This is a genomic window from Nocardia salmonicida NBRC 13393 (assembly GCF_001613085.1).
Taxonomy (GTDB): Bacteria; Actinomycetota; Actinomycetes; order Mycobacteriales; family Mycobacteriaceae; genus Nocardia; species Nocardia salmonicida.
In genome coordinates this window covers 1-24138 of sequence record NZ_BDBR01000013.1, presented here as the reverse complement: position 1 = coordinate 24138, position 24138 = coordinate 1, and the positions used below count along the sequence as shown (strand labels likewise).

The following is a 24138-nucleotide window of genomic DNA, read 5'->3' as shown; positions in this document are numbered from 1 at the left end:
CAATATCGACGTATGTCGAATCAGGATCTGCCGCTGAGTGTGGCCGCACCCTCGTGTGAGGCCACACTCAGCACCCGCGCACCGATGACCGGCGAGACCGCCACCGAGCTGGCCGTGCTGTTCAAGGCGCTCGCCGACCCGGTTCGCCTGCGGCTGCTCTCGGCGATCGCGTCCCGCGCCGGCGGCGAGGCCTGCGTCTGCGACCTGTCGACGGGGATCGACGTGACCCAACCGACCATCTCCCACCACCTGAAGGTGCTGCGCGAAGCCGGTTTGCTGACCAGCGAACGCCGCGCGTCCTGGGTGTACTACCGGGTCGTCCCGCACGCGTTGGCGCGGCTGTCGGAGGTACTCGCGACCGAGGCCGGAGCGGTGACCCTATGAGCACCGCGACCGAGCATCCCGCCGTCGTGGGCAAACTGTCCACGCTCGACCGCTTCCTTCCGGTCTGGATCGGGGTGGCGATGGCCGCCGGGTTGCTGCTCGGGCGCATGATCCCCGGCCTCGGCGACGCGTTGAGCGCGGTCGAGATCGACGGCATCTCCCTGCCGATCGCACTCGGCCTGCTGATCATGATGTACCCGGTGCTGGCCAAGGTGCGCTACGACCGCCTCGACTCGGTCACCGGCGACCGCAAGCTGCTGATCGGCTCGCTGGTCCTGAACTGGGTACTCGGCCCCGCGCTGATGTTCGCCCTGGCCTGGCTATTTCTGCCCGACCTGCCCGAATACCGCACCGGCCTGATCATCGTCGGCCTGGCCCGCTGCATCGCCATGGTGATCATCTGGAACGACCTGGCCTGCGGCGATCGCGAAGCCGCCGCCGTACTGGTGGCCCTGAACTCGGTCTTCCAGGTCCTCATGTTCGCCGTGCTCGGCTGGTTCTACCTGTCGGTCCTGCCCGGGTGGCTCGGCCTCGAACAGACCACGATCGACGTCTCCCCCTGGCAGATCGCGAAATCGGTCCTGATCTTCCTCGGCATCCCGCTGCTCGCCGGTTTCCTCTCCCGCCGCCTGGGCGAACGCGCCAAGGGCCGCGACTGGTACGAGGAGAGATTCCTGCCACGGATCGGCCCATGGGCGCTCTACGGTCTGCTGTTCACCATCGTGATCCTGTTCGCCTTGCAGGGCGAGCAGATCACCGCCCACCCCGTCGACGTCGTGCGCATCGCCCTGCCCTTGCTGGCGTACTTCGCCGTGATGTGGGGCGGCGGCTACGCCCTCGGCGCCGCCATGGGCCTCGGCTACGCCCGCACCACCACCCTCGCGTTCACCGCCGCGGGCAACAACTTCGAACTCGCCATCGCGGTAGCGATCGCCACCTTCGGCGCCACCTCCGGCCAGGCACTCGCCGGAGTCGTCGGCCCCCTGATCGAGGTCCCCGTCCTCGTCGCGCTGGTCTATGTCTCGCTGGCACTACGTCAACGATTTCCCACCACCACGCCCTCGGCCTCCCCGGCCCACTGAAAGGCATTGCCCCACATGACCACCAAGCCCAGCGTGTTGTTCGTCTGCGTCCACAACGCCGGTCGCTCCCAGATGGCCGCCGGTTTCCTCACCCACCTCGCCGGTGACGCCGTCGAGGTCAGGTCCGCGGGCAGCGCGCCCGCCGAGACGATCAACCCGGCCGCGGTCGCGGCGATGGCCGAACTCGGCATCGACATCGCCGACCAGACGCCGAAGATCCTCACCTACGACGCCGTGGAAACCTCCGACGTCGTCATCACCATGGGCTGCGGCGACACCTGTCCCGTATTCCCCGGCGTGAGTTATCGCGACTGGGTCCTGGAAGACCCGGCGGGCAAGGACATGGAGTCGGTGCGCCCGATCCGCGACGAGATCAGGTCTCGCATCGAAGCCCTTGTCGCCGAATTGGTGCCGACCCGCGCCTGAGTCTCGCTCTCAGCCCGGTGGCCGTAGCGCGGCGAATTCGTCGGTGACGCGCAGGCCGGAGTCGGTGAAGCGGTACAGCGCCGCGGGCCGACCTCCCGCCCGCCCGGAGGGAGCGGTGTCGCCGGTGGGCGTGATCACCTTGCGGCGGGTGAGAACTCGCTGGAGGTTGGTGGTATCGACGTCGTAGCCGAGTGCGGCGCAATAGATTTCGCGCAACGTCGACATGGTGAACGTGTCGGGAGCCAGTGCGTAGGCGATGTTGGTATAGGAGAGCTTGGCGGCCAGGCGGGTGCGGGCATGGTCGACGACGGTGCGGTGATCGAAGGACATGTCGGGCAGGTTCGAGACCGGGTGCCAGGTGGTGTCGGAGGGGAGTTCGGGTTCGGTGGTGAGGGGGACGAGGCCGAGGTAGGCCGAGGCGATGCGGCGCGGCGCGGGGACCCGGTCGGGGTTGCTGAACACCGACACCTGCTCGAGGTGGTGCAGATCGCGCACGTCGACCTTCTCGGCGAGCTGGCGCCGGGCGGAGGTGTCGAGGTCTTCGTCGTCGCGCAGGCGGCCGCCGGGTAGCGACCACGTGCCTTTCTGCGGATCGAGCGCACGTTCCCACAGCAGAACCGCCAACTCCGGGTGCTTGGCGCCTCTACCTGCGGAAATGCTCGGAGGGAAGCGGCGTACCTGGAACACCGCGGTGAGCGATTCGTGGATGGTGTTACTATGGGGCACGTTTTCGATTATAAGTCGAAAACCTGGTTAGGTGCGAATCGCGGCGATGGAGCCGCTCGCACGATGAAGGGAGCCACCATGGCGACGACGACTGCACAGCGGACGCTGATGGATTCCGTCTTCGACGGACCCACGGGCTACGCGGGTGTCGAGGCGACGCCGGAATGGGCGCAGGAGGTGCGCCGCCTGGCGCGCGAACGCAATGCGACCATCCTCGCGCACAACTACCAGCTGCCCGAGATCCAGGACGTGGCCGACCACGTCGGCGACTCGCTGGCGCTCTCGCGCATCGCGGCCGAGGCCGAAGAGGACACCATCGTGTTCTGCGGCGTGCACTTCATGGCCGAGACCGCCAAGATCCTGAGCCCGGCCAAGACCGTGCTCATCCCGGATCAGCGCGCGGGCTGCTCGCTGGCCGATTCGATCTCCGCCGAGGAACTGCGTGCCTGGAAGGCCGAGCACCCCGAGGCGATGGTGGTGTCGTACGTGAACACCACCGCCGAGGTGAAGGCGCTCACCGACATCTGCTGCACCTCCTCCAACGCCGTCGACGTGGTCGACTCGATCGACCGCGACCGTGAGGTGCTGTTCCTGCCCGACCAGTTCCTCGGCGCGCACGTCAAGCGCGAGACCGGCCGCGAGAACATGCACATCTGGGCGGGCGAATGCCACGTGCACGCCGGTATCAACGGCGACGAGCTCACCGAGCAGGCCCGCACCCACCCCGATGCCGAGCTGTTCGTGCACCCGGAGTGCGGTTGCGCCACCTCGGCGCTGTATCTGGCCGGCGAGGGCGCGTTCCCGGCCGAGCGGGTGCACATCCTGTCGACCGGCGGGATGATCGACGCGGCGAAGGCCTCGCACTCCACCCAGGTGCTGGTGGCGACCGAGATCGGCATGCTGCACCAGCTGCGCAAGGCGGCGCCCGGAATCGACTTCCAGGCCGTCAACGATCGCGCGTCCTGCAAGTACATGAAGATGATCACCCCGGCCGCGCTGCTGCGCTGCCTGGTCGAGGGCGCCGACGAGGTGCACGTCGACCTGGCGATGGCCGAGGCCGGTCGCGCCTCGGTGCAGCGGATGATCGCCATCGGCAACTCCGGCGGTGGCGAATGACCGCCGCCGCGGGGCCGAGCCGGTAACGACCATGACGGTTCCGGTTTCCTGGGAGGCCGAGGTCGACCTGGTCGTCATCGGCGGGGGCGTGGCCGGTCTCACCGCGGCGCGTACGGCGTCGTTGCGTGGGCTGCGGGTGCTCATCCTCAGCAAGGGTGGCCCGACCGATACCTCGACCCAGTACGCGCAAGGCGGCATCGCTGTCGTCGCACCGCTCGGCGACTCGGTGGACTCGCACGTGCTCGACACGGTCGAGGCAGGCGCCGGGTTGTGCGAGGTCGACGCGGTGCGTTCGATCGTCGAGGGCGGCCAGGCCGCGGTGGCCGCGCTGACCGACCTCGGCGCGGTCTTCGACCTCGGTCGTGACGGGCAGATCTCGCGCACTCGCGAGGGCGGGCACAGCACGCGTCGCATCATCCACGCCGGCGGCGACGCCACCGGCGCCGAGGTGCAGCGCGCGCTCAACGCGGCGGGACTGCCGGTGATCTTCGGCGCCGCCGCACTGCGCGTGGTGACCGGCGCCGACGGCGTGCAGGGCGTTATCGCGGTGTCGGACAACGGTTTCGGTGTCGTGCACACGCCCGCTGTCCTGCTGGCCACCGGCGGGCTCGGGCAGCTCTACGCGCTCAGTACCAATCCGCCGGGAGCGACCGGTGACGGTGTGGCGCTGGCCTTGTGGGCCGGGGCGGCGGTGGCCGATCTCGAGTTCGTGCAGTTCCATCCGACCGTGCTCTACACCCCGGGCGGAGTGGGCAGGCGGCCGTTGATCAGCGAGGCGGTTCGTGGCGAAGGCGCGATACTCGTGGATTCCCAGGGGCGCTCGGTGACCGAAGGGGTGCATCCGCGAGGCGACCTGGCTCCCCGGGATGTGGTGTCGCGCGCGATCGCGGAGCGCATGCGGGCGTCGGGCACCGACCATGTCTTCCTCGACGCGCGCGCCGTCGACGGGTTCGCCCAGCGGTTCCCGACGATCACCGCGTCGTGCCTGGCGGCGGGGATCGACCCTGCGGCGCAACTGATCCCGGTCGCGCCCGCCGCGCACTACCAGTGCGGTGGCGTCGTCACCGATACGCACGGGCGCACCGGCGTCGCGGGGCTCTACGCCGCGGGCGAGGTCGCCAGAACGGGACTGCACGGCGCGAACCGACTGGCCTCCAACAGTTTGCTCGAAGGGCTGGTGGTGGGCGAGCGGGCAGGCGCGGCGGCGGCCGAACGTGTCGGAACGCGCGCTCGGGTCGACGAGATCTACTCGTGGACACTGGAATTCGCTGAACGTTCGGTGGTACAGCAGGCGATGACCGAGCGCGCTTCCGTCGTGCGTGACGGCGCCGGGCTCACCGAGGCGCTGACGCGTATCGATGCGGCGAGTTCGATCGTGCCGATGCTCGACACTGCCGAGGATTCGGTGACCGCGGCCCCGCACCTGCGCCGTATCGAGGACGCGGCGCTCACCGTGACGGCGCGCGCCCTGCTGCTCGCGGCGGCGGCACGTCAGGAGAGTCGCGGCTGCCACACCCGCTCGGAGTATCCGGGGCCCGTCGACGGGCAGCGGCACAGCATCGCGGTCGCTCTCGACGCGCGCGGCGCACTCGAGCTATCCACCGCGGCAGTCGATTTCGCGCCCTTGCCGACCGGGGTGCGGTGACATCGCACGCCCGGTCTGTTGTTCAAGAAATTCCGGCGGAGCGAGACTCGCCCCGCCCGATCGACGCGGCGCACAGTCGCCCGGAGAACAGGAGTGCAGTAATGGCTCTGGACGCCACCCTGGACCGTGATGAGCTGCTGACGCTGATCCGTACCGCTCTCGACGAGGACCTGCGCTACGGGCCCGACGTCACCACGGTCGCCACCGTCGCCGAAGACGCCGTGAGCAAGGCCTCGGTGGTCTCGCGCCAGCACGGCACCGTCGCGGGCATCGACGCCGGGCTGCTCGTTCTCGACGAGGTGCTCGGCGCTGATGCCTACGAGATCACCGCGCGAGTCCCCGACGGCACCCGGGTGGAGCCGGGCACGTCGGTGCTGAGCGTCGTCGCGCCCACCCGCGGCCTGCTCACCGCCGAACGGACCATGCTCAACCTGGTCTGCCATCTGTCCGGCATCGCCACCGCGACGGCCGCCTGGGTCGACGCGGTCGACGGCACCGAGTGCAAGATCCGCGACAGCCGGAAAACGTTGCCCGGCCTGCGCGCCCTGCAGAAGTACGCGGTCCGCGTCGGTGGCGGCGTGAACCATCGGATGGGGCTCGGCGATGCCGCGCTGATCAAGGACAACCACGTGGTCGCCGCGGGTTCGGTCGTCAACGCTTTGCGCGCGGTCCGCGAATTGGCCCCGGATATCGCCTGCGAGGTCGAGGTCGACAGCCTCGAACAACTCGACGCGGTGCTCGCCGAGAACGTCGAACTGGTGCTGCTGGACAACTTCGCGCTCTGGCAGACGCAGGCCGCCGTCCAGCGCCGCAACGCGGCGGCTCCCGACACGAAACTCGAGTCCTCCGGCGGACTTTCGCTCGATCAAGCCGCCGAGTACGCGAGCACCGGCGTCGACTACCTCGCCATCGGCGCCCTGACGCACTCCGTGCGCGTACTCGATCTCGGGCTCGATATGTGAGACCGAAGCCCCACTCCCGGCAGTCCGTACAGTCGGAACATGGCCTTGCAGTGCGACATCCAACCCGCCCCGCCGTTGCGGCTGACACCGGGCTGCACCGTCTACACCGGCGTGGTGCGGCTCGCCGTCACGGGGAAGTTCCTCCAGTCTCTTCGTGCACCGGCCGACGAGTTCGGCGTCTTCGTCCCCGATGTGGCGCCCGTGCGCGACATCGCGGACGAACCCCGGGTGTGGGCTGAGGCATATGTCATGAGCACCGTGTCCTCCCCCGCCGGCGGATTCCCCGTCGGCGTCGAATACGTGCGTGCCGCGTTCCTGGCTGATCCGCGCGGCGGCACCGACCGTTGGCTCCACCTCGGCGGAGCCGCGTACATCGGCAAGGGGATCGGCGTCGGCTACCGGATCACCGTGCAGACCGCGTAGCCGTGGCGGCAGGACGAAACCGGAAAAGCCCGGCCCCGTTCAGGAATCGTGGCGACGATCGCGATGCTTCGACGAGCGCCGATAGGTGCGACCGCTGGGTACCGCGGTGGCGGCCGACGAGCTGCGTAGGGCATGGCGGCGGCGCCAGGCGACCAGATCGGGTCGCTCGGCGGGCTGCGCTGCGACCTGCTCGGCTGCGGTCTTCATGGTCAAGGTCCTCCCCCGAAAATCACGATGCCGCCAGGATAGGGAGCGGGTACGACCACATTCCACTGGTTTTCCGGTGAACCGATCCATGGCGCCCGCTATTCCTTGTCCACCGCCGCCTCGGTCTGTGCGGGCTCGTCCGGTTTCTCGCGCGGCGCGGGCTTTTTCTCCATGGGCGCACCGAGCAACACGTCCGCCCATCGCGTTGTCGGATCGATGTCGAACAGCAGCGCCTTCACCAGCAACGTCAGCGGAATCGCCAGCAGCGCACCGAGCGCACCGAGCACCCATGCCCAGAACACCAACGACACGAACGTGATGGTCACCCCGAGGCCGACGGCATCACCGACGAACTTGGGTTGAATGATCGACTGGATCACGAAGTTGATCCCCGAATAGACCACGATCACCCAGATCATCAGCTCCGGCCCGCTGTCGAGCAGGGCGAGCAGCGCGGGCGGAATGACGCCGATGACGAACCCGACGTTCGGAATGTAGTTGGTGATGAACGACAGCAAGGCCCACAGGATCGGCAGCGGCACGCCCATCAACCACAGTGCGCCACCATCGATCACGGCCACGATGGCGCCGAATACCGTGGAGACAATGAGGTATTTGCGGGTCCCGGCAACGAAATCGCCCAGTGCCTGCGCGATCGCGGGCCGCTCGTGGGCCACCATCGCCAGCCGACGGTTCATCGTCATCCCGTCGACGGCCATGAACAGCAGCAGCGCCAGGACGAAGAACAGATTCGAGAAGACCCCGAGCACGCCGCCGAGTACCTCCTCGATCACACCGGCGGCCTTGCCCACATCGATCCCGCTCAGCGCCTTGTGGATCTGATCGGAACTCACCCCCGCACTCGACAGCCAGTCGCGCCCATGGTCGAGCAATCTGTTGAGTTCGTCGGCATAGTTGGGCAGCAGTGAGGCCAGCTGCGCCGCCGACAGTGCCAGCGCACCACCGATTCCGAACAGAATCGCGACCACCGCCACCAGCGCCGCCGCCATGCCGAGCCAGGCGGGCCAGCCCTTGCGCAGTGCCCAGGTCTGGATCGGCTGCACCGCGATGGTCAGCATGAGTGCGAGGAAGACCGGTCCGACCACGCCGGAGAAGGCCTCCAGTCCGGCGATGGTGACCACCATGGCCGCGAGCGACAACAGCACGATCAGTCCGCGCGGAATCGACCATTCGGCAGGCGGGGCCGCGGTCGCGGGTTCGGTGCTCGGCTCGGACATGCGCCGAACGGTAGCCACGCGAAGGTGGGGCCGCCTCCCCCATTCCGGGTGAGATCCGGGCTCAGGCCGTTTTCATCTGGGGCTTCGGCGGGGGTGCCGCGGTACTGCGCGTGATCCGACCCAGGGCCCAGAACCCCAGCTCGACCACCCAGAACACCAGCAGCGCAGCGGTCACCACCAGTACCGGGACCGCGAGAAAGACCAGCGAGGGCACCGCGATCAGCAACCAGCCGAGCATGTCGACCGCACGCGCTCCGCGCAACCGGCTACCGAGGCGAACGGCCGTCCACATCATCCAGCGTCGCGGCACCGACACCCCGGCCTCGTGCAGGCTGCGCCGGAATATCCCGTCCGCGTCGGCGGGCCCGACTTCGGCTGTGCGGCACAGATAGTCGTGCAGGATCGCGGCCCTGGTGTAGACGCCGTAGCGCGGGATCAGCCACACCAACGCGCGCGGCACCGAGGCGAAGTCGGTGCGGAATCCGGCAGGCACCGTGAAGGTTTCGACCGCGCCCTCATAGGTGAGCGGTTCGGTGAGCCGCCAGAATTTCGCGTCGAGTTCCTCGACGACCGGACCACCACCGATGAATGCCACGACCGTTCCTCTCGCACCACAGCAAGGCATCTAACTGCTGTTATGCAGAAATGGTATCGCGCAATGATCGCTCAGCCGCGTGGTTGCGAACTCGGATCGAAATCGCCGCTGGGCCGATACTGTTCGACTCCGTACGGCAGGCGGTAGGCGTCGGGATCGTCGCCGAAATCGGCCGGGCGCAGGTCACCGAGCAGTCCGCCGGCACCGGAACCGAGATCGACGGACGGGTGCAGTGCGGCGAGAAACAACAGCACGAGGGCAGCGAGGAACGGCTGTACCAGCAGGGCGAGATCGGTGCCGACTTCCGCTGGCAGCGCGATGATCTGGCCGATCGCCGGATCGTCGGGACGCGGATGCCGCACGCCCGCAACCCATTCCCCGATCCACATCATCAGCGCCGCGCCGAGCCCCGAGGCGACCAGCATGCCGAGCACGAGAGCGGGCCCACGGGTGATCCGGACCCGCCAAGCACCGACCGCACTCAGCACCGCGACCACCGCGCCGATGCACAGGAACATCCCGACCGCGTCGAACAGGTGCAGACTCTCGCCGGTGAGCACGGCCGCGCGGCCGGGCTGGGTCACCCGCAACCGCTCGGTCGGCGCGAGCAGACCCCACACCACCCCGGCCGCCACGCTCGCGACCAGCACCGCCGCGACGACGATGCCGACGCCGACGACCTCACGACGCAACACCTCAGGGCGCTCCCCGCGGCCGAGCACTACCGACGTTCCAACCGTGCCGATTCGATGACACCGTGGCGCGAGCACTTGGCCCACCAGCCGTCGGGACTGATCTGCACGACCATCCGGCGACCGCACTGCTCGCAGAATCGCGGCGGTTCGAGACCGAGCGCGGCCGACACGGGCATCGCGTCGTCGAGCCCGGGCACGATCCGCTTACCCGTGAACGGGTTGTAGCGCTCGTCCAATGCTGTTACCGCCTCTGCGAAGTGCGACTCGACGGCCGCGACCTGGGTCGATACTCGATCGTACACAGCGTTTTACAGGGTGTCGTTGAGCGCCTTGATCGGCATGCTCAGCTCACCGAGCAGATCGAGATCGGACTCGGCGGGGCGGCCGAGGGTGGTGAGGTAGTTGCCGACGATCACGGCGTTGATCCCGCCGAGCATGCCCTGCTTGGCGCCCAGGTCGCCGAGGGTGATCTCCCGACCACCGGCGAAACGCAGGATGGTGCGCGGCATCGCGAGCCGGAACGTGGCGATCGCGCGCAGCGCGTCGGCGGCGGGCAGCACCTCGAGGTCACCGAACGGGGTGCCGGGTCGCGGGTTGAGGAAGTTCAGCGGAACCTCGTCGGGACTCAGCGCGGCCAGCTGCGTGGCGAACTCCGCGCGCTGCTCGATGCTCTCGCCCATACCGAGGATGCCGCCGCAGCACACCTCCATGCCCGCTTCGCGCACCATCCGCAGGGTTTCGAAGCGCTCCTCGTAGGAGTGGGTGGTGACCACCTTGGGGAAGTGCGACTTGGCAGTCTCGAGATTGTGGTTGTAGCGGTGCACGCCCATCGCGGCGAGCTGGTCGACCTGCTCCTGGTTCAGCATGCCCAGCGAGCACGCGACCTGGATGTCCACCTCGTTGCGGATGGCCTCCACACCCGCGGCGACCTGCGCCATCAGGCGCTCGTCGGGACCACGCACCGCGGCGACGATGCAGAACTCGGTGGCGCCGGTCTTGGCGGTCTGCTTGGCCGCCTCGACCAGGCTGGGGATGTCGAGCCAGGCCGCGCGCACGGGCGACTGGAACAGGCCCGACTGTGAGCAGAAGTGGCAGTCCTCGGGGCAACCGCCGGTCTTGAGGCTGATGATGCCCTCGACCTCGACCTCGGGGCCGCACCACTTCATCCGCACGTCGTGGGCCAGCTCGAGCAGCGCTTCCAGGTGCTCGTCACCCAGGCGCAGCACCTCGACGGCCTGCTGCTCGGTGAGGCCCTCGCCGCGCTCGAGCACCTGCTCACGGGCGATGGCCAGAATATCGGTCTGGACGGGTGCCTGCGTCACGACGTGATGTCCCTTCGACGGGGGTGTGCGCACGAGCCGTGGGTGTGATCCACCCGGCGTGGCCGTGCAACTTGAACGGTGTTCAGGATAGGGTAGCGGCTGCGAGTGAGTCACGACACTCGGGTCGGAAAATCGGACGGAAGGACGCGCGTGCAACTGCGGAAGACGGATGTGGTCGATGCCGCCGTCGCGATTCTCGATCAGTACGGGCTCGCCGACCTGACGATGCGCCGGCTCGCCGGCTCGCTGCAGGTGCAGCCGGGGGCGCTGTACTGGCACGTCAAGGACAAGCAGTCCCTGCTCGGCGCGGTGGCCGACCGGATTCTCGCTCCGATGGACGAGCCGATCACCGCCACCGAATGGCCCGCGCAGCTCACCGAACTCGCCCACCGACTGCGCGACTGCCTGCTCGCCTATCGCGACGGCGCCGAGCTGGTCTCGGCCACCTACGCCTCGCGTCTGACCACGAGCAAGGCGCGTGAACGCCTGGCGGGCATTGTCATCCGTGCCGGAATGACCAGGGAGGAAGCCGATCTCACGGCCTACACCCTGCTCTACTACGTGCTCGGCCAGACCGTCGACGAACAGTCGCGCATGCAGATGGATTCCGTCGGCGCGCTATCCGAGGACAACACCCCTTTGCTCGACACTCCCGATCCCACAGCTCGATTCGACTTCGGTCTGCAGCTGTTCATCGCGGGCGTGCGCACCATCCTCGGGGCCCGCGTGCGCTGATCAGGGCGGATCATTGCGATTGGCCTCCTGATAGCGGCGCACGAACGGCAGTACCTGCGCTTCGATGACCTCGTTGTATTCACGCGGTCGCTGAATCGGATTCGCGTGCTCGGTCCGAGTCGGCCGCACCACCGAGAGAGTGCCGTTGACGCCGCCGGACTGTTCGATCAGCACCCTGTGCGAATACTCCACGTCCACCACGTCATCGCGCGACGCCTCGCGGGGCCGGATGAACACGATCGCCGGGTTTCGCTTGTCCGGATTCGGCTTGCCGAGCGCCCGCAGATCCGCCGTGCCGCCGCCTGCCACGATCGCCAGGAACTGCGCCTCGATCAACCCGTTGCTGGCGGCATCACGAGAGAAGATCTTGTCGCGCAATACCTCTGAGGCCGCCTGCCCCATGGCGCGGTAGTCGATATCGAAGAACAGTCCGTCCCGCTGCGCGAAACGTTCACGCCGAGCCGACATCTCGACCACGAAGCGCAGGAGCCTGCTCTCCCGCGCCCCGGGCAACCACCCCACCCACCGCACCAGATCGGCGCCGCGGCTGCGACTCTCGGGTCGGACCGCGTCCAGATCCATCGGCGTGCAGTCCAGCACGACGGCCACCAATCGCCGATCGCTGCCCAGGTGGATATGGCGCGCCACCTCGAGCGCGATGATCCCGCCCATGCTGTGACCGACCAGCACGATATTGCGCACATTGCCGTACCGCGCGGCCCGCACGATCATCTCGGCGATGACCTTGGTGTCGATACCCGCGTTGTCGTAGCGCACCGCCCACACCACCCCGAGGCGACTGAGCGCGGGCAGGGCTTTGGCGGTCGGTGCCGCGTTGACTCCCCCGAGCCCCACCATATCGACGACCGCGGTATCCCAATCCCGCGCGTCCGCAGGCAGATTCGCGGGCAACAACTCCGGCGTGGTCTGTGCCAGCCGATCGCGTTCGGGAGCCACATCGTGCACCCAGTACTGCCCGAACACGATCATCGCGACCAGCAGCACCCCGAGGATTCGCAGCACCGCCAGCCTGGTCCGGCGCCAACCGCGCCACCCGTGTCCCAGCCTGGTTTCACGCAACCGATCCCGCCGACGCGCATCGTCGAAGTCCGCGACGGTGGACGGATGCCGATCGAATGACGACATCACTCCACTGTAGGGGCGCCCGCGCGGTGCCCCGCTCTACCTGTCGCGCCGGCTACCGCTCGTACCGCTGTGCGTAGCTGGTCGGTGGCTCGCCGAAGATCTTGCGGAAATCGCGGCTGAGGTGCGGCTGGTCCGCGTACCCGAGGTCGGCGGCGAGCACCGCCCAATCGATGTCGACGCCGTCGGCGAGCCGCTCGGTGATCTCGTGCAGGCGGTAGCGGCGGATCACCCACTTGGGCCCGATGCCGACATGTTCGGCGAACAACCGCTGCACCCGGCGGACACTCGTCCCGCAGCGCCCCGCGAGCATCTGCCAGGCACCGCCCAGTTCACGGGGGTCGCGTTCCACCCGGCGGGTCTTTGTCGCGTTTGTTCAAGACAGCGCGGCGTCGCGGTGGTTACCTCGGTACATGTCCGAAACCGAACGCGTAGCGCACGCCGCGACACCGCTGTCGAAGCTCCTCCACACGGTCGATCCCGCCCGACTGTCCGACCCCACCCCCTGCGCCGAGTTCGATATCCGAGCCCTGCTCAACCACCTGCTCTTCTGGGGTCCGTCGCTGGTCGGCGCCGCACGCAAGGAGGCGGTCGCACCCCCGGCAGCCGCCGAAACCGATATCGACCTGACCGCGGGCGACTGGGCCGCGGCCCTCGACGCGCACCTCGACGCACTCGCCACCGCGTGGACCGACCCCGCCGCGTGGCGGGGAGTCACCCACATGGGCGGGCCGACGGAACTGCCCGCACCGCTGGTCGGCGGGATGGTGGTCGGCGAACTGATCGTCCACGGCTGGGACCTCGCCCGTGCCGTCGGCGCCACGCCACACTGGGACGACGATTTCCTGCGCACTACCTACGACGAGACGGCCGCCACCGCCGAACAGGGTCGCCAGATGGGCATCTACAGCCCTGAAGTCCCCGTCGATGCCACCGCTCCCCTGCTCGACCGCATCCTCGGCCTCACCGGACGCGACCCCTCCTGGCCGTAGGCGACCGACCGGGCGTGCGAGGTCAGTTGCTGTCCACCGACTCCCGGGGCTCGCGCAGACCCGCGGTCTTCTGTTCGGGCACCGGGATCGGGGCCACCGGGCGTCCGGGGAACCAGCGATACATCGCGGCCGCTCCACCGAGACCCGCCACCGCGAGCGCGCCCGCCGCCGCGCCGAGCACCGTCACCGCGCTGATCGCGCCGACCGCGATCGGACCCGCGAACATGCCGATGTCATGGGTGAGCCGCCAGGCGCCGAGGAACTCCGCGCGCTGACCTGGCGGCGCGACATCGGCGCCCACAGTCATGATCACGCCGTTGCTCAACCCGTTGGCGAAGCCGAGCAGCACGGCGACAGCGGTCAGCCCGACCACCGACCCCGCCAACGGCAACAGGGCGTACCCCGCGGCGAAGGCGAACATCGCGGGAACGCCGATCGCCTTGCGACCGTAGCGATCCAGCCAGATTCCGGCCGGATACGACATCAGCACGTCCACCGCGCCCGCGATACCGAACACGATGCTGGTGGTCGCCGCGTCGGCACCGATGTGCACCGCCCACAACGGCAGCAGCGATTGCCGAGCGGCCCGTGCCGCGCCCATGAGCAGAGCGCCGAGTCCGAGCGTGCTGAGCAGCTTGCGATGCTCGACCACCACCGAGCGAATCGTGTTGTCGCTGACCACCGTCGGCGAACCCTCGGTCTCCGGCATGGCGAACACCAGCACACCCGCGACGAGCATGGCCACGAGCTGGATCCACAGCCCACCGATCGGGCCGAGCCAGTGCACCGCGCCCGCCCCGAGGAAGGGTCCGGCGAAGAACCCGAACCGCATCCACCCGGCCAGCGCCGAAAAGGCCCGTCCCCGATCGGCACTCGGCACCACGGCCACGATGTAGGTCTGTCTGGCCAGCCCCCACACCGCACCCGAGGCGCCGTTGATCAGCAGCCCGACCGCGAATACGCCGATATTCGGCGCGAGGATGGCCACGAGCAGACCCAGCGCGCAGGTGAAGGAACCGAGCGCGATCGCCTTGCGCTCCCCCGTGCGCGCCACCAGCCAACCCGCGGGCAGATCGCCGAGGATGAGCCCGAAGCCCATCATGGCGACGACCACGCCCGCGGTTCCGACCGACGCGCCGAGTTCGAGTGCGCGCAGCGGCAGCATGGGAGCCGCTGCGCCCGAACCGATTCCGTAGATGGCGGACGGAACGAAGACCGCCAGCGCCATGGATCGCAGCTGAGTCACGACGCCGCCACCGACCGGCGAGTGCCGTGCCGGCTGCTACAGCCCACCGTCATCCGGCTAGTGCGGCACTGCGGGCGAACTGACTCTCCGGGCGCGCGAGCCCGAAGTGGTCGCGCAACGTGGTCCCGGTGTACTCGGTGCGGAACAGCCCGCGCTCCTGCAGGATCGGCACGACCGTTTCGGCGAATACCTCGAGGCCACCGGGGTAGTACGGCGGCATCACGTTGAAGCCGTCCGCCGCGCCCTGGGTGAACCACTCTTCGATGGTGTCGGCCACTTGCTCGGGCGTTCCCGCGAACACCCGGTGTCCGCGCGCGCCGGCCAGCCGGTGCAGCAGCCCACGCAGGGTCGGCCGTTCCCGCTCGACGATGCCCGCCACCACCTGCAACCTGCTGCGCGCGTTGTCGGTGACATCGCCCGCCCCCGCGAACGTTTCGACGGGCACCAGCTCGTCGAGCGCGAGGCTGCGCAGCGAGGTACCGGTGATCGATTCCAGCTGCTTGAGCCCGTATTCGGGGACCGTCAGCTCGTTGAACTCGCGTTCCAAACGCAGCGCCGCGGCCTCGGTGTCGGCGATGAACGGGCTGATCCCGGGCAGGATCTTCACCTCGTCGGCGGTACGGCCGAACTCGGTGGCCTTGGACTTGATATCGGCGTAGAAGGACTGCGCGTCCGACAGTCGCTGATGGGCCGTGAAGATCGCCTCCGCGTACTTGCCCGCGAAGGCACGACCCTCGTTCGACGCCCCGGCCTGCACCAGCACCGGACGTCCCTGCGGGGTCCGCGCCGAGTTGAACGGCCCACGCACACTGAGATGTTCGCCGACGAAGTCGATCGGATGGATCTTGTCCGGATCGGCGTACACACCGGCGGCGCGGTCGAGCACGATCGCGTCGTCCTCCCAGCTGTCCCACAGCCCGACCACCGCGTCGACGAATTCCCGTGCGCGGGCATAGCGTTCGGCGTGGTCCGGGTGGCGTTCGAGCCCGAAGTTGGCCGCGGCCAGGTCGGTGCCGGTGGTGACGATGTTCCAGCCCGCGCGTCCACCGGAGATGTGGTCGAGCGAGGAGAACAGCCGCGCCAGGTTGTAGGGCTCGTAGTAGGTGGTCGACGCGGTGGCGATCAGGCCGAGATGTGTTGTCGCCGCGGCGATCGCGGTGAGCAGCGTGATCGGCTCCAAGCCGGGCGCGGCGTTGTGCCGCACATCGGTGCGCAGGGCGGGGCCGTCGGCGAAGAACACCGCGTCGAGCTTCGCCGCCTCCGCGGTACGCCCGATCTCCTGGTAGTAGGAGACGTCGTAGATGCGGTCGGGCCTGCTGTCGGGATGCCGCCAGGCGGCCTCATGGTGCCCGGACGGGTAGATGAACGCGTTCAGACTCAGTTGACGCGGTGCACTCATGACGCTTGTTTCACTTTCTCTGAATCTGTTGTGTCGACGCCGAGCCCGGTCAACAGCACTTCCCGTAGCCGGACGAACTCCGGGTGGGCGTGCCTGCGCGGGCGCGGGGTCTCGATGCGCTGATCGATCGTGATCCGGCCCTCGTCGAGAACCAGCACCCGATCGGCGAGCAGCACGGCCTCGTCCACATCGTGGGTCACCAGCAGCACGGCGGGCCGATGCCGCGCGCACAGGGCCTGGAGCAGGGCGTGCATCCGAATCCGGGTCAGCGCGTCGAGCGCGCCGAACGGTTCGTCGGCCAGGAGCAGTTCCGGCTCACGCACCAGCGACCTGGCCAAGGCCACCCGCTGCTGCTCGCCGCCGGAAAGCTCACGCGGCCAAGCCTTCTCGCGTCCGGCCAGCCCGACCTCGGCCAGTGCGGACCGCCCGCGCTGCTGCGCGTCGCGCCCGGTCAACCCGAGCACCACATTGTCGAGGACGCGCGACCACGGCAGCAGCCGCGAATCCTGGAACACCACCGCGCGTTGTGTCGGCACCGTCAGCTCGCCGGATCCGGGTACCTCGGAATCGAGTTCAGCCAGCGCCCGCAGCAGCGTGCTCTTACCGGAACCGCTGCGCCCGAGCAGCGCGACGAACTCACCGCGCCGGATCTCGATGTCGATGCCGTTCAACACAATTCGCTCACCGAAGCCGCGGGTCAGGGCGCGGGTGCGTACGACGACCCGCTCGTCGGAGCTCAGTCGCCCAGTGTCTGTCGCCATGCCAGCACCTTTCGTTCCGTTGCCCGCACGGCGAGATCACCGAACAGTCCGAGCAGCCCGTAGATCACCAGACCGACGACGATCACGTCGATCTGGCCGTAGGTGCGCGCCTGGGTCATCAGGTAGCCGATGCCGCTGGTCGCGTTGACCTGTTCGACCACCACCAGCGCCAACCAGGAAATGGTCACCGCCAGCCGCAGTCCGAGGAAGAAGCCCGGCAACGAGCCCGGCAACGCGATGCGCCGCAGGAATCCCCACCGCGACAGCCCGACGGTCTCGGCCAGTTCCACATAGCGCGAGTCGACGCTGCGCAGGTAGGCGTGGGTATTGATGTAGATCGGAATGAGCACGCTGGTGGTGATCACGATCAGCTTCATCTGCTCGCCGATCCCGAACCAGACGATGAACAACGGGATCAGCGCCAGCGTCGGGATCGCCCGCTTGATCTGCACGGGACCGTCGACCACCGCCTCACCGATCCGGCTCAGCCCCGCGACCAGCGCGAGCACCACGCCGATCGCCACACCGAGAACGAGACCGATCACAGCACGCTGCAACGAGGTCAGCAGGTTCGACTGCAACCGTCCGTCGGCGATCAGATCACCCGCGGTCTGCGCGACCGTCCACGGCGCGGGCAGGGTCTCCGGGTCGATGGCACCGATCGCGGAACCGATCACCCAGGTGCCGATGAGCAGCACCGGACCGAGAGCGAAACCGAACGGGATCGGCTTGCCCGGTCCCAGTTTGCGCCGACCCCGCCCACGCGGGGCGAGCGCCTCGACCGGGGCGGTGCTGTTCCTGAGCTTGCGCAGTGCCCCCGCGTCGATGGTGGCCATCAGCTCACCGCCGGTGCGAACGCGGCCCCGCTGGCAGTGACGGCCTCGGTGACCGCGGCATCGAAGCGCAGGTCGAAACCGTCCACGGCCTTGATCTTCTTCGGCAGCTCGCCCACGGCGTCGATCGCGTCGATGGTGGTCTGCTGCCGGGCGATCAACTGCTGGTCGAGGTGCGGGAAGGTGTAGGTGCCCAGCGATTCGACGATCCGCTTGGCGTCGTCGGCGCTGACCTTCTGGCTTCCGACGTAGTAGCGGGTGGCCCATTCCTCGCGATGGGTGTTGGTCCACTGCCAGGCCCGCACGAACGCGCCGACCAGAGCACGGGTCGCGGCGGCCTTCGCCGGATCCTGGACCACCGCCCGGCGCGCGTACACGTAGGCGAGGCCGCTGTAGATGCCCGTGGTCTCCGAATCCGGGATCAGCGAGGCGCCCTCGGTGCGGAGGAACCGGGTCACGTTGGGTTCGATCAGCGGCGCGACGTCGACCTGAGCGGTGCGGACCGCGTCAGGGAACTCGGCCAGCTGCAGCCGGACCAGCTCCACATCGGTGGGCTTCAGACCCGCCTTGGTGAGCGCCTTCAACACCGCCGCCTGCTGGGCGGTGCCCTCGGCGTAGGCGATCTTCTTGCCCTTCAGATCCGTGAGCTTGGTGATCGAACGGCCCGGCGCCACAGCGAGTTTCAGGGCCTGGGGGTTGGTCTGATAGGAACCGATGATCGGCACGTCCTGGCCCGCGGCCAAGGCGTGGATCGGCGGCACATCGCCGACCTGACCGACGTCGGCCGCGCCCGCTCGGAAGGCCTCGAGGATGGCCGGGCCGCCGACGAAGTTCGCGAACTCGATCTTGAACGGCAGCTTGTCCAGCTCGCCGGACAACCGCAGCGCCGATTGCAGACGTTCCGACTGATCGGCGACGACGAGCGTGGTCCCCGGCGGAACCTCGGTGGGCAGTGGCGCGTCGGGGGTGCCGACCGGTGTGTCGTTGCCTTGCGCGCAGCCGGTCAGGCCGAGCGTCGCAACGGTTGCCATCGCGAGGAGTGCGGCGGTGGCGCGGCCACGCAGGCCGGGTCGAAAGGTGTTCGGTCGGTGCATAGAAGGATTCAAGCAACCGCGATCACCCCCGAACACCATTAGCCTTGCCATGATTCGAAGTGCTCGGCTACTTCTCGGCATCGAGTACCACGTCGGAGTCGGGCGTCATCCCCGGCGGGTACGGGAACCCGGTGCGGCTCCGAACGGCGCCACGCAAGCTGCCGGCAGCGGTGGGTCGGCACCAGTCGTTGCGGCGCACCGTGTTTCAGTCGATCGTGCCCCGCTCCGCCAGCGAGGCCAGCTTGGTCAACGCTATCTGCCAGGTCCCCTCGTTGTCGGCGAGACCGAGTCCCGGCGGAACCCCTTCGTGCAGGACATCGAGGAGGGTGCCACCGTCAACGTCGGTCAGTGTGAAGGTGACCGACTGTGCGCCGGTCATCTCCGGCCGCACCGTGACGAACTCCAGCACCTCGACCACCTGTTCGTCCGGAACCAGCGATCGGAACGTCCCGAAGTAGGCATCGTGCTGCAGATCTGTATCGCCCGCGTCGGTGGAGGCGTCGTAGGTGATGGTGATCGAGAACGATCCGCCCTCGACCGGCTCGAACCGATGCACCTCGCTGGTCATCCCGTCGGGCACCATCCAGACACCTACCGCGTCGCCGTCGAGCAACAGGCGGTAGACGGTGGAGCGAGGCGCATTGATGTGCGTACCGATCCTGGTGGTCGCCATGACTTCACGATAGTCGCCACACCGGCGCCGATCGATCAACTGCCGCAGGCGCGTGCCAGTGTCTGCAGTGGATCGGTCAGCACGTCGACGAACGCCAGTTCCGCGGCCCCGATCAGCGGGGCGTCGTCGGCCAGCGCGGAGGTCCGGAGCCGGACGCGCTCACGGACCGCCAACAGCCCGTTCACGGCCAACCGGCTCCGAACCTGCGCGGCCGAGGCGAGGTAGATCTCGCGCAGTACCCCGCCGAACACGACCATCGTCGGGTTGAAGATATTGACCAGGTTGGCCACCCCGAACCCGAGCCAGTCGCCGACCTGGTGCAGCGCATCGCGGGCGGTCGCGTCACCACGGGCCGCCGCGTCGACTATCGCCTCGACCGCCGCCCGGCCGGTGAGCCCGGCCCGGCCCGCCACCGCGATCAGCGCCAGCTCCCCCGCCTCCGCCTCCAGGCAACCGCGCGAACCACACCTGCACGCCCGGCCGCCGGGGTTCACGATCATGTGCCCCACCTCGCCGCCGTAGCCGCCCTCACCGCCGAGCAGCTCGCCGCCCATGATGACGCCGCCGCCGATGCCGACTTCACCGTGCAGATAGATCAGATCCGACACCCCGGCGCCGACACCGCGCTCACGCTCGGCCAGCGCGCCCAGGTTGGCATTGTTGCCGACCACGACCCGAACACCGAGCCGCTCGGACAGCAGCGCGCCGACCGGCACATCCACCCAGCCGATATTCGGCCCGTACCGCACGACGCCGTCGCCTTCGCGCACCATGCCACAGAACGCGAGCCCGACACCCACACAGACACTGTCGGGCCCGGCCGAGCCGATCATCGTCTCGGCCATCACCGCCAGTGATTCGATCACCTCATCGGGATCGAATGCCATACTGTCACGCGGTGTTTCGCGCCGGTCGAGAATCACGCCGCCGAGACCGACCCGCGCCACCGCGAGCCGGTCGGCGCCGACATCCAACGCGAGCACATACACCCGCTCCGATTCGGGTCGCACCACCAGCGACGGTCGTCCGGCCCGGCCCGTCTGGCGTGGCAGTTCCTCACTCACCAGCCCGGCAGCGGCGAGATCGGTGGTCAAGGCCAGAATCGTGCTGCGGTTCAAGCCCATTCGCTCGGCCAGCACCGCCCGCGAGACCGGGCCACTCACATGGACGTGGCGCAGCAACGCGGCGAGGTTGCGGGTGCGGATCTCGTCCGGGGCGGGTGCAGCCCTCATTCGGCCCAGCCTTCCCGGTCGATGGTCAACTTCCTGGCAGCGAACGCTTGCGCGACAGCGCGTCCACCCCCGCCGCGAGCAGCAGGACAAATCCTGTCACAACGAATTTCGTGCCCGCGCTGTAGCCCATCAGCCCCATCCCGTTGTTGATCACCGCGACCACCGCGGCGCCGAGCACCGCGTCGAGCATCCGGCCGCGACCACCGAACAGGCTGGTGCCACCGATCACCGCCGCACCGACCGCGGTGAGCAGCACATCGGAACCGCCGGTGTTCGGATCGACGGAGTTGGCCCGCGAGGCCGCGATCAACCCGCCGACGGCGGCCATCGTCGAACAGAGCACGAACGCGCTGATCTTGATCCGATCGACCGGAATACCCGCGCGCCGAGCAGCTTCCACGCTGCCGCCGACCGCGTAGACATGCCTGCCGAACGAGGTGCGATTGAGCACGAAGGTCCACAGCAGCAGCAGCGCGATGATGATCGGCACCACGATCGGCATGCCCTGCAGCGAGTTGACCTCGGGGTTACGGCTGCGCTCGTCATTGAGCACCAGCACCGCCACCCCCGCGACGAGCGCGACCGCCGCGATCCGCAACGCGACCACCCGCGCAGTCTCGCCGGTCAGCCCGAGTGTGTTGCGCGCCCGCAACTTTCGGTACTGCGCGAACGAGAACCCGCCGAGCAAAACCAGGTACATCACCCAGCCGAGCAGGGGCGGCACGTTCTTGTTGGCGATCGCCAGGATCGTCTCGTCGTGAATGGAGATATTGCGGCCGTTGTCCATGATCTTCAGTGCGACACCCTGCAGCGCGAGGAACGCGGCCAGCGTCACGACGAACGACGGGACACCGATCTTCACCACTATCGCACCGATGGTCAGCCCGATCACGACGCCGGTGAGCAGCGACACGAGTACCGCCGCGTACCAGGGCCACCCCTTGTCGGTGAGCAGCACCGCGAGCACCGCCGCGCATACACCACTGGTGAAGCCGGCCGAGAGGTCGATCTCCCCGAGCAACAGCACGAAGATCAACCCCATCGCGATCACCGCGATGGCGGCACCCTGGGTGAGCAGGTTCGCGATATTGCCCTGGGTCATGAATACCGGCCGCGCGATCCAGAACACGACCGACAGCACGACCAGCGCGATGACCGAGGGCAGCGCACCCATGTTGCCGCTGCGAATCCGCCCGACATAGCCGGTGACCAATTCGGTCATCGGCGCGGCAGGCTCGGCGGCCTTGTCCGTCACGACCACGCTCATGCCCGCACTCCGATTCCGAGACTCCCGCTGCGGCCGGAGGTGATCAGTTCCACGACCTGCGAATGGGTCACATCGGCGGTCCGCACCTGTGCGGCCATCCGGCCCAGATACAGCGCCGCGATGCGATCCGATACCGCGAACACGTCGTTCATGTTGTGCGAGATCAGCACCACCGCAAGACCTTTGTCGGCCAAGCGGCGAACCAGTTCGAGGACCTGTTGGGTCTGGGCGACACCGAGCGCCGCGGTCGGCTCGTCCAGAATCACCACCTTGCTGTTCCACAGCACGGCCTTGGCGATGGCGACGGTCTGGCGTTGTCCGCCCGACAGGCTCGCCACCTTCTGCCGCACGGACTTCACCGTCCGCACCGACAGACCGGCCAGCGTCGAGCCCGCGAGTTCCTCCATGCCGTACTCGTCGAGCACGATGCCGTGCTTCTTCTCGCGGCCGAGGAACATGTTCTGCACGATGTCGAGGTTGTCGCAGAGCGCGAGATCCTGATAGACGATCTCGATCCCCAGTTCGGCCGCGTCCCTCGGATTGCCGATCTGCACCGGCTCACCGTCGAACAGCACTTCGCCCGCGTCGATGGCGTGGGTGCCGCCGACGCACTTGACCAGCGTGGACTTGCCGGCGCCGTTGTCGCCGACCAGCGCTGTCACCTCACCGCGGTAGGCGGAGAAGTCGATGTCGTGCAGGACATGAACCGGGCCGAAACTCTTCTCTAATCCGCGCAATTCGATGAGCGGGGTCTCGGTCATCAGCGCACGCCGTTATCCGCGCAGAGCTTGGCGAATTCACCGGTGCAGAGCTCGGCCTTGTCGACGAAACCGTCCGCCACGACGTCGTTCACGTTGTTCTTGAAGATCGCCTTCGGCTCGAGCAGCACGGCGGGCACCTTCGTCTTCGCCTCTGGGTCGTCGACGGTGCTCGGCGCCTCGCCCTTCTCACCGTTGGCCAGCGCGATCGCCAGCTTCGCGCCGGCGGCGGCCTCGAGGTTGATCGCCTTGTACACGGTCATGCACTGGTCACCGGCCAGGACGTTCTGCAGACCCTGCACCGTGGCGTCCTGACCCGTCACCGGAATCTGCCCGTTGAGCTTCTGCTTCTTCAGCACGGCGATGGCGGCATTGGCCAGACCGTCGTTGGCCGCCACGGCGCCACCGAGGTTCGGCGTACCGGTGAGCATCTGTTCGAAGATGGTGCCCGCCTTGGTGTTGTCCCACTCCGGGACGGCCTGATCCGGGCCCTTCACGTATTCGCCCGCATCGAACTTCGGCTTCAGCGCGCCGTCGTAACCGCCCTTGAACAGGGCGGCGTTGTTGTCGGTGGGGCCGCCGTTGAGGTAGGCGACCACCGGCTTGGCCGCCTGCTTGTCGGCCAGGCACTTCGCGAGACCGTCGCCCATGAGCTGTCCGACCTTCACGTTGTCGAACGACACGTAGTACGGCGCACCGCCGCCGAGGGTCAGCCGGTCGTAGTCGATCACGGTGACGCCCTGCGCTTTTGCCTTCTGGATGACGGCCTTGCCGGTGCCGCTGTCGAGGTTGGTGATCATCAGCACCGAGGCGCCGTTGGTGATCATCTGGTCGGCGATGGTCTGGAAGGCGTTCTTGTCGCCCTGGGCGTTCTGGATGTCTGCCTTGATCCCCGCGGCGTCGAACGCCTGCTGGAGATACTTCCGGTCCGCTGTCTCCCACCTCGCCGAGGTCTTGCTGTCGGGCAGGATCACGCCGATCTTGGCGCCGCCTCCCGAGGAGTTCGTAGTGTCGCCGCCGCAGGCGGTGAGCGACGTGAGAAGTGCGATCGAGACGGCCGCGATGCCGAAGATCCCCTGACGCATGAGCGTGGGCCTTTCGTGGAACCACCGCCTGTGGGCGGTCGAGCTGGAGCGAATGTTGTTCTCGACAACATACTCCAGGGTGACCTGGCCCACTCGCGG

Annotated in this window: 28 protein-coding genes; 9 read left to right on the top strand and 19 right to left on the bottom strand. The window is 68.2% G+C overall.

Features of this window, described 5'->3' with window-relative positions; all coding sequences use genetic code 11:
* Positions 1 to 12: 12 nt before the first annotated feature.
* From NS1_RS15780 to NS1_RS15770, 3 genes are read left to right on the top strand one after another with little or no spacing between them, the layout of a single operon-like run.
* The gene (locus NS1_RS15780; protein WP_062985419.1) at positions 13 to 384 is read left to right on the top strand and encodes an ArsR/SmtB family transcription factor; all 372 of its coding nucleotides are present in this window, start codon (positions 13 to 15) and stop codon (positions 382 to 384) included.
* Positions 381 to 1466, top strand: coding sequence for an ACR3 family arsenite efflux transporter (gene arsB, locus NS1_RS15775; protein WP_062985417.1), 1086 nt, complete (start codon positions 381 to 383; stop codon positions 1464 to 1466). Before NS1_RS15780 ends, arsB begins: the two co-directional genes overlap by 4 nt.
* A 15-nt stretch (positions 1467 to 1481) precedes the next feature.
* On the top strand, positions 1482 to 1892 hold the full coding sequence (locus tag NS1_RS15770) for an arsenate reductase ArsC (RefSeq protein WP_062985415.1): 411 nt from the start codon (positions 1482 to 1484) through the stop codon (positions 1890 to 1892).
* A gap of 9 nt (positions 1893 to 1901) precedes the next feature.
* On the opposite strand, the gene NS1_RS15765 is transcribed toward NS1_RS15770, so the two are convergent.
* Positions 1902 to 2618, bottom strand: coding sequence for an NUDIX hydrolase (locus NS1_RS15765; protein WP_062985412.1), 717 nt, complete (start codon positions 2616 to 2618; stop codon positions 1902 to 1904).
* 78 nt (positions 2619 to 2696) lie between these two features.
* Here NS1_RS15765 and nadA point away from each other — a divergent pair, with 78 nt between their 5' ends.
* The 4 genes from nadA (at position 2697) to NS1_RS15745 (ending at position 6764) form a co-directional block, all read left to right on the top strand.
* Positions 2697 to 3734 (top strand): quinolinate synthase NadA, encoded by a 1038-nt coding sequence (nadA, locus tag NS1_RS15760; RefSeq protein ID WP_056824884.1) that lies wholly within the window; start codon positions 2697 to 2699, stop codon positions 3732 to 3734.
* Between the two features lie 31 nt (positions 3735 to 3765).
* Positions 3766 to 5379, top strand: a complete 1614-nt coding sequence (locus NS1_RS15755; RefSeq protein ID WP_062985410.1) for an L-aspartate oxidase — start codon at positions 3766 to 3768, stop codon at positions 5377 to 5379.
* A 101-nt stretch (positions 5380 to 5480) separates the two neighbouring features.
* A complete protein-coding gene (gene nadC / locus NS1_RS15750) occupies positions 5481 to 6341 on the top strand; it encodes a carboxylating nicotinate-nucleotide diphosphorylase (protein WP_062985408.1) in 861 nt (286 codons plus the stop codon).
* A 39-nt stretch (positions 6342 to 6380) separates the two neighbouring features.
* Positions 6381 to 6764 (top strand): hypothetical protein, encoded by a 384-nt coding sequence (locus NS1_RS15745; protein ID WP_062985406.1) that lies wholly within the window; start codon positions 6381 to 6383, stop codon positions 6762 to 6764.
* A gap of 39 nt (positions 6765 to 6803) precedes the next feature.
* On the opposite strand, the gene NS1_RS40815 is transcribed toward NS1_RS15745, so the two are convergent.
* The 6 genes from NS1_RS40815 to bioB form a co-directional block, all read right to left on the bottom strand.
* Complete coding sequence (locus tag NS1_RS40815) at positions 6804 to 6971, bottom strand: hypothetical protein (protein WP_165610398.1); 168 nt, start codon at positions 6969 to 6971, stop codon at positions 6804 to 6806.
* Positions 6972 to 7069: 98 nt separating this feature from the next.
* Positions 7070 to 8209, bottom strand: coding sequence for an AI-2E family transporter (locus NS1_RS15740; RefSeq protein WP_062985404.1), 1140 nt, complete (start codon positions 8207 to 8209; stop codon positions 7070 to 7072).
* Between the two features lie 61 nt (positions 8210 to 8270).
* A complete protein-coding gene (locus tag NS1_RS15735) occupies positions 8271 to 8804 on the bottom strand; it encodes a DUF1353 domain-containing protein (RefSeq protein ID WP_062985402.1) in 534 nt (177 codons plus the stop codon).
* 71 nt (positions 8805 to 8875) lie between these two features.
* Positions 8876 to 9499 carry a DUF2567 domain-containing protein gene (locus NS1_RS15730; protein ID WP_255284550.1) on the bottom strand — a complete coding sequence of 208 codons (624 nt, stop codon included), beginning with the start codon at positions 9497 to 9499 and terminating at the stop codon, positions 8876 to 8878.
* A 26-nt stretch (positions 9500 to 9525) separates the two neighbouring features.
* The gene (gene bsaP, locus NS1_RS15725) at positions 9526 to 9735 is read right to left on the bottom strand and encodes a biotin synthase auxiliary protein BsaP (protein WP_056824887.1); all 210 of its coding nucleotides are present in this window, start codon (positions 9733 to 9735) and stop codon (positions 9526 to 9528) included.
* A gap of 72 nt (positions 9736 to 9807) precedes the next feature.
* On the bottom strand, positions 9808 to 10821 hold the full coding sequence (gene bioB / locus NS1_RS15720) for a biotin synthase BioB (protein WP_062985398.1): 1014 nt from the start codon (positions 10819 to 10821) through the stop codon (positions 9808 to 9810).
* 150 nt (positions 10822 to 10971) lie between these two features.
* On the opposite strand from bioB, the gene NS1_RS15715 reads away from it, so the two are divergent.
* Positions 10972 to 11556 (top strand): TetR/AcrR family transcriptional regulator C-terminal domain-containing protein, encoded by a 585-nt coding sequence (locus NS1_RS15715; protein WP_062985397.1) that lies wholly within the window; start codon positions 10972 to 10974, stop codon positions 11554 to 11556.
* Here the strand turns inward: NS1_RS15715 and NS1_RS15710 are convergent, their stop codons facing one another.
* Both NS1_RS15710 and NS1_RS15705 read right to left on the bottom strand, forming a co-directional pair.
* Positions 11557 to 12702, bottom strand: a complete 1146-nt coding sequence (locus NS1_RS15710) for an alpha/beta fold hydrolase (RefSeq protein WP_062985394.1) — start codon at positions 12700 to 12702, stop codon at positions 11557 to 11559. It lies immediately after the preceding gene.
* 52 nt (positions 12703 to 12754) lie between these two features.
* The gene (locus tag NS1_RS15705) at positions 12755 to 13051 is read right to left on the bottom strand and encodes a helix-turn-helix domain-containing protein (protein WP_255284549.1); all 297 of its coding nucleotides are present in this window, start codon (positions 13049 to 13051) and stop codon (positions 12755 to 12757) included.
* Between the two features lie 61 nt (positions 13052 to 13112).
* Between NS1_RS15705 and NS1_RS15700 the strand changes: the two genes are divergently transcribed.
* On the top strand, positions 13113 to 13691 hold the full coding sequence (locus NS1_RS15700) for a TIGR03086 family metal-binding protein (protein WP_062985392.1): 579 nt from the start codon (positions 13113 to 13115) through the stop codon (positions 13689 to 13691).
* 22 nt (positions 13692 to 13713) lie between these two features.
* Here NS1_RS15700 and NS1_RS15695 read toward each other — a convergent pair whose 3' ends face one another.
* The 10 genes from NS1_RS15695 to NS1_RS15650 form a co-directional block, all read right to left on the bottom strand.
* Positions 13714 to 14937, bottom strand: coding sequence for an MFS transporter (locus NS1_RS15695; protein WP_255284548.1), 1224 nt, complete (start codon positions 14935 to 14937; stop codon positions 13714 to 13716).
* A gap of 49 nt (positions 14938 to 14986) precedes the next feature.
* Positions 14987 to 16336 (bottom strand): LLM class flavin-dependent oxidoreductase, encoded by a 1350-nt coding sequence (locus NS1_RS15690; protein WP_062985375.1) that lies wholly within the window; start codon positions 16334 to 16336, stop codon positions 14987 to 14989.
* Positions 16333 to 17097 carry an ABC transporter ATP-binding protein gene (locus tag NS1_RS15685; protein ID WP_062985373.1) on the bottom strand — a complete coding sequence of 255 codons (765 nt, stop codon included), beginning with the start codon at positions 17095 to 17097 and terminating at the stop codon, positions 16333 to 16335. The genes NS1_RS15690 and NS1_RS15685 overlap by 4 nt, the downstream gene beginning before the upstream one ends.
* The gene (locus NS1_RS15680) at positions 17073 to 17933 is read right to left on the bottom strand and encodes an ABC transporter permease (protein ID WP_062985372.1); all 861 of its coding nucleotides are present in this window, start codon (positions 17931 to 17933) and stop codon (positions 17073 to 17075) included. Before NS1_RS15680 ends, NS1_RS15685 begins: the two co-directional genes overlap by 25 nt.
* Positions 17933 to 19024 carry an ABC transporter substrate-binding protein gene (locus NS1_RS15675; protein ID WP_062985666.1) on the bottom strand — a complete coding sequence of 364 codons (1092 nt, stop codon included), beginning with the start codon at positions 19022 to 19024 and terminating at the stop codon, positions 17933 to 17935. Before NS1_RS15675 ends, NS1_RS15680 begins: the two co-directional genes overlap by 1 nt.
* Before the next feature lie 205 nt (positions 19025 to 19229).
* A complete protein-coding gene (locus tag NS1_RS15670; RefSeq protein ID WP_062985371.1) occupies positions 19230 to 19697 on the bottom strand; it encodes an SRPBCC domain-containing protein in 468 nt (155 codons plus the stop codon).
* 35 nt (positions 19698 to 19732) lie between these two features.
* Positions 19733 to 20929 carry an ROK family transcriptional regulator gene (locus NS1_RS15665; RefSeq protein ID WP_062985370.1) on the bottom strand — a complete coding sequence of 399 codons (1197 nt, stop codon included), beginning with the start codon at positions 20927 to 20929 and terminating at the stop codon, positions 19733 to 19735.
* Positions 20930 to 20954: 25 nt separating this feature from the next.
* Positions 20955 to 22196, bottom strand: coding sequence for a sugar ABC transporter permease (locus tag NS1_RS15660; RefSeq protein ID WP_062985369.1), 1242 nt, complete (start codon positions 22194 to 22196; stop codon positions 20955 to 20957).
* Entirely contained in the window at positions 22193 to 22957 is a 765-nt protein-coding gene (locus tag NS1_RS15655; protein ID WP_062985368.1) for an ATP-binding cassette domain-containing protein, read from the bottom strand. The genes NS1_RS15660 and NS1_RS15655 overlap by 4 nt, the downstream gene beginning before the upstream one ends.
* Positions 22957 to 24138, bottom strand: a 1182-nt coding sequence (locus tag NS1_RS15650; protein ID WP_307619108.1) for a sugar ABC transporter substrate-binding protein, incomplete at its 5' end; no start/stop codon positions are given. The genes NS1_RS15655 and NS1_RS15650, both read right to left, overlap by 1 nt.

Bases quoted from the DNA above. Each gene is read 5' to 3' on its own strand.
- NS1_RS15690 (WP_062985375.1), bottom strand. From the start codon at position 16,336: ATGAGTGCACCGCGTCAACTGAGTCTGAACGCGTTCATCTACCCGTCC.
- NS1_RS40815 (WP_165610398.1), bottom strand. From the start codon at position 6,971: ATGAAGACCGCAGCCGAGCAGGTCGCAGCGCAGCCCGCCGAGCGACCC.
- nadC (WP_062985408.1), top strand. From the start codon at position 5,481: ATGGCTCTGGACGCCACCCTGGACCGTGATGAGCTGCTGACGCTGATC.
- nadA (WP_056824884.1), top strand. From the start codon at position 2,697: ATGGCGACGACGACTGCACAGCGGACGCTGATGGATTCCGTCTTCGAC.
- NS1_RS15755 (WP_062985410.1), top strand. From the start codon at position 3,766: ATGACGGTTCCGGTTTCCTGGGAGGCCGAGGTCGACCTGGTCGTCATC.
- NS1_RS15670 (WP_062985371.1), bottom strand. From the start codon at position 19,697: ATGGCGACCACCAGGATCGGTACGCACATCAATGCGCCTCGCTCCACC.
- NS1_RS15740 (WP_062985404.1), bottom strand. From the start codon at position 8,209: ATGTCCGAGCCGAGCACCGAACCCGCGACCGCGGCCCCGCCTGCCGAA.
- NS1_RS15685 (WP_062985373.1), bottom strand. From the start codon at position 17,097: ATGGCGACAGACACTGGGCGACTGAGCTCCGACGAGCGGGTCGTCGTA.
- NS1_RS15770 (WP_062985415.1), top strand. From the start codon at position 1,482: ATGACCACCAAGCCCAGCGTGTTGTTCGTCTGCGTCCACAACGCCGGT.
- NS1_RS15710 (WP_062985394.1), bottom strand. From the start codon at position 12,702: ATGTCGTCATTCGATCGGCATCCGTCCACCGTCGCGGACTTCGACGAT.
- NS1_RS15665 (WP_062985370.1), bottom strand. From the start codon at position 20,929: ATGAGGGCTGCACCCGCCCCGGACGAGATCCGCACCCGCAACCTCGCC.
- NS1_RS15780 (WP_062985419.1), top strand. From the start codon at position 13: ATGTCGAATCAGGATCTGCCGCTGAGTGTGGCCGCACCCTCGTGTGAG.
- NS1_RS15660 (WP_062985369.1), bottom strand. From the start codon at position 22,196: ATGAGCGTGGTCGTGACGGACAAGGCCGCCGAGCCTGCCGCGCCGATG.
- NS1_RS15655 (WP_062985368.1), bottom strand. From the start codon at position 22,957: ATGACCGAGACCCCGCTCATCGAATTGCGCGGATTAGAGAAGAGTTTC.
- NS1_RS15680 (WP_062985372.1), bottom strand. From the start codon at position 17,933: ATGGCCACCATCGACGCGGGGGCACTGCGCAAGCTCAGGAACAGCACC.
- NS1_RS15745 (WP_062985406.1), top strand. From the start codon at position 6,381: ATGGCCTTGCAGTGCGACATCCAACCCGCCCCGCCGTTGCGGCTGACA.
- NS1_RS15700 (WP_062985392.1), top strand. From the start codon at position 13,113: ATGTCCGAAACCGAACGCGTAGCGCACGCCGCGACACCGCTGTCGAAG.
- arsB (WP_062985417.1), top strand. From the start codon at position 381: ATGAGCACCGCGACCGAGCATCCCGCCGTCGTGGGCAAACTGTCCACG.
- NS1_RS15675 (WP_062985666.1), bottom strand. From the start codon at position 19,024: ATGCACCGACCGAACACCTTTCGACCCGGCCTGCGTGGCCGCGCCACC.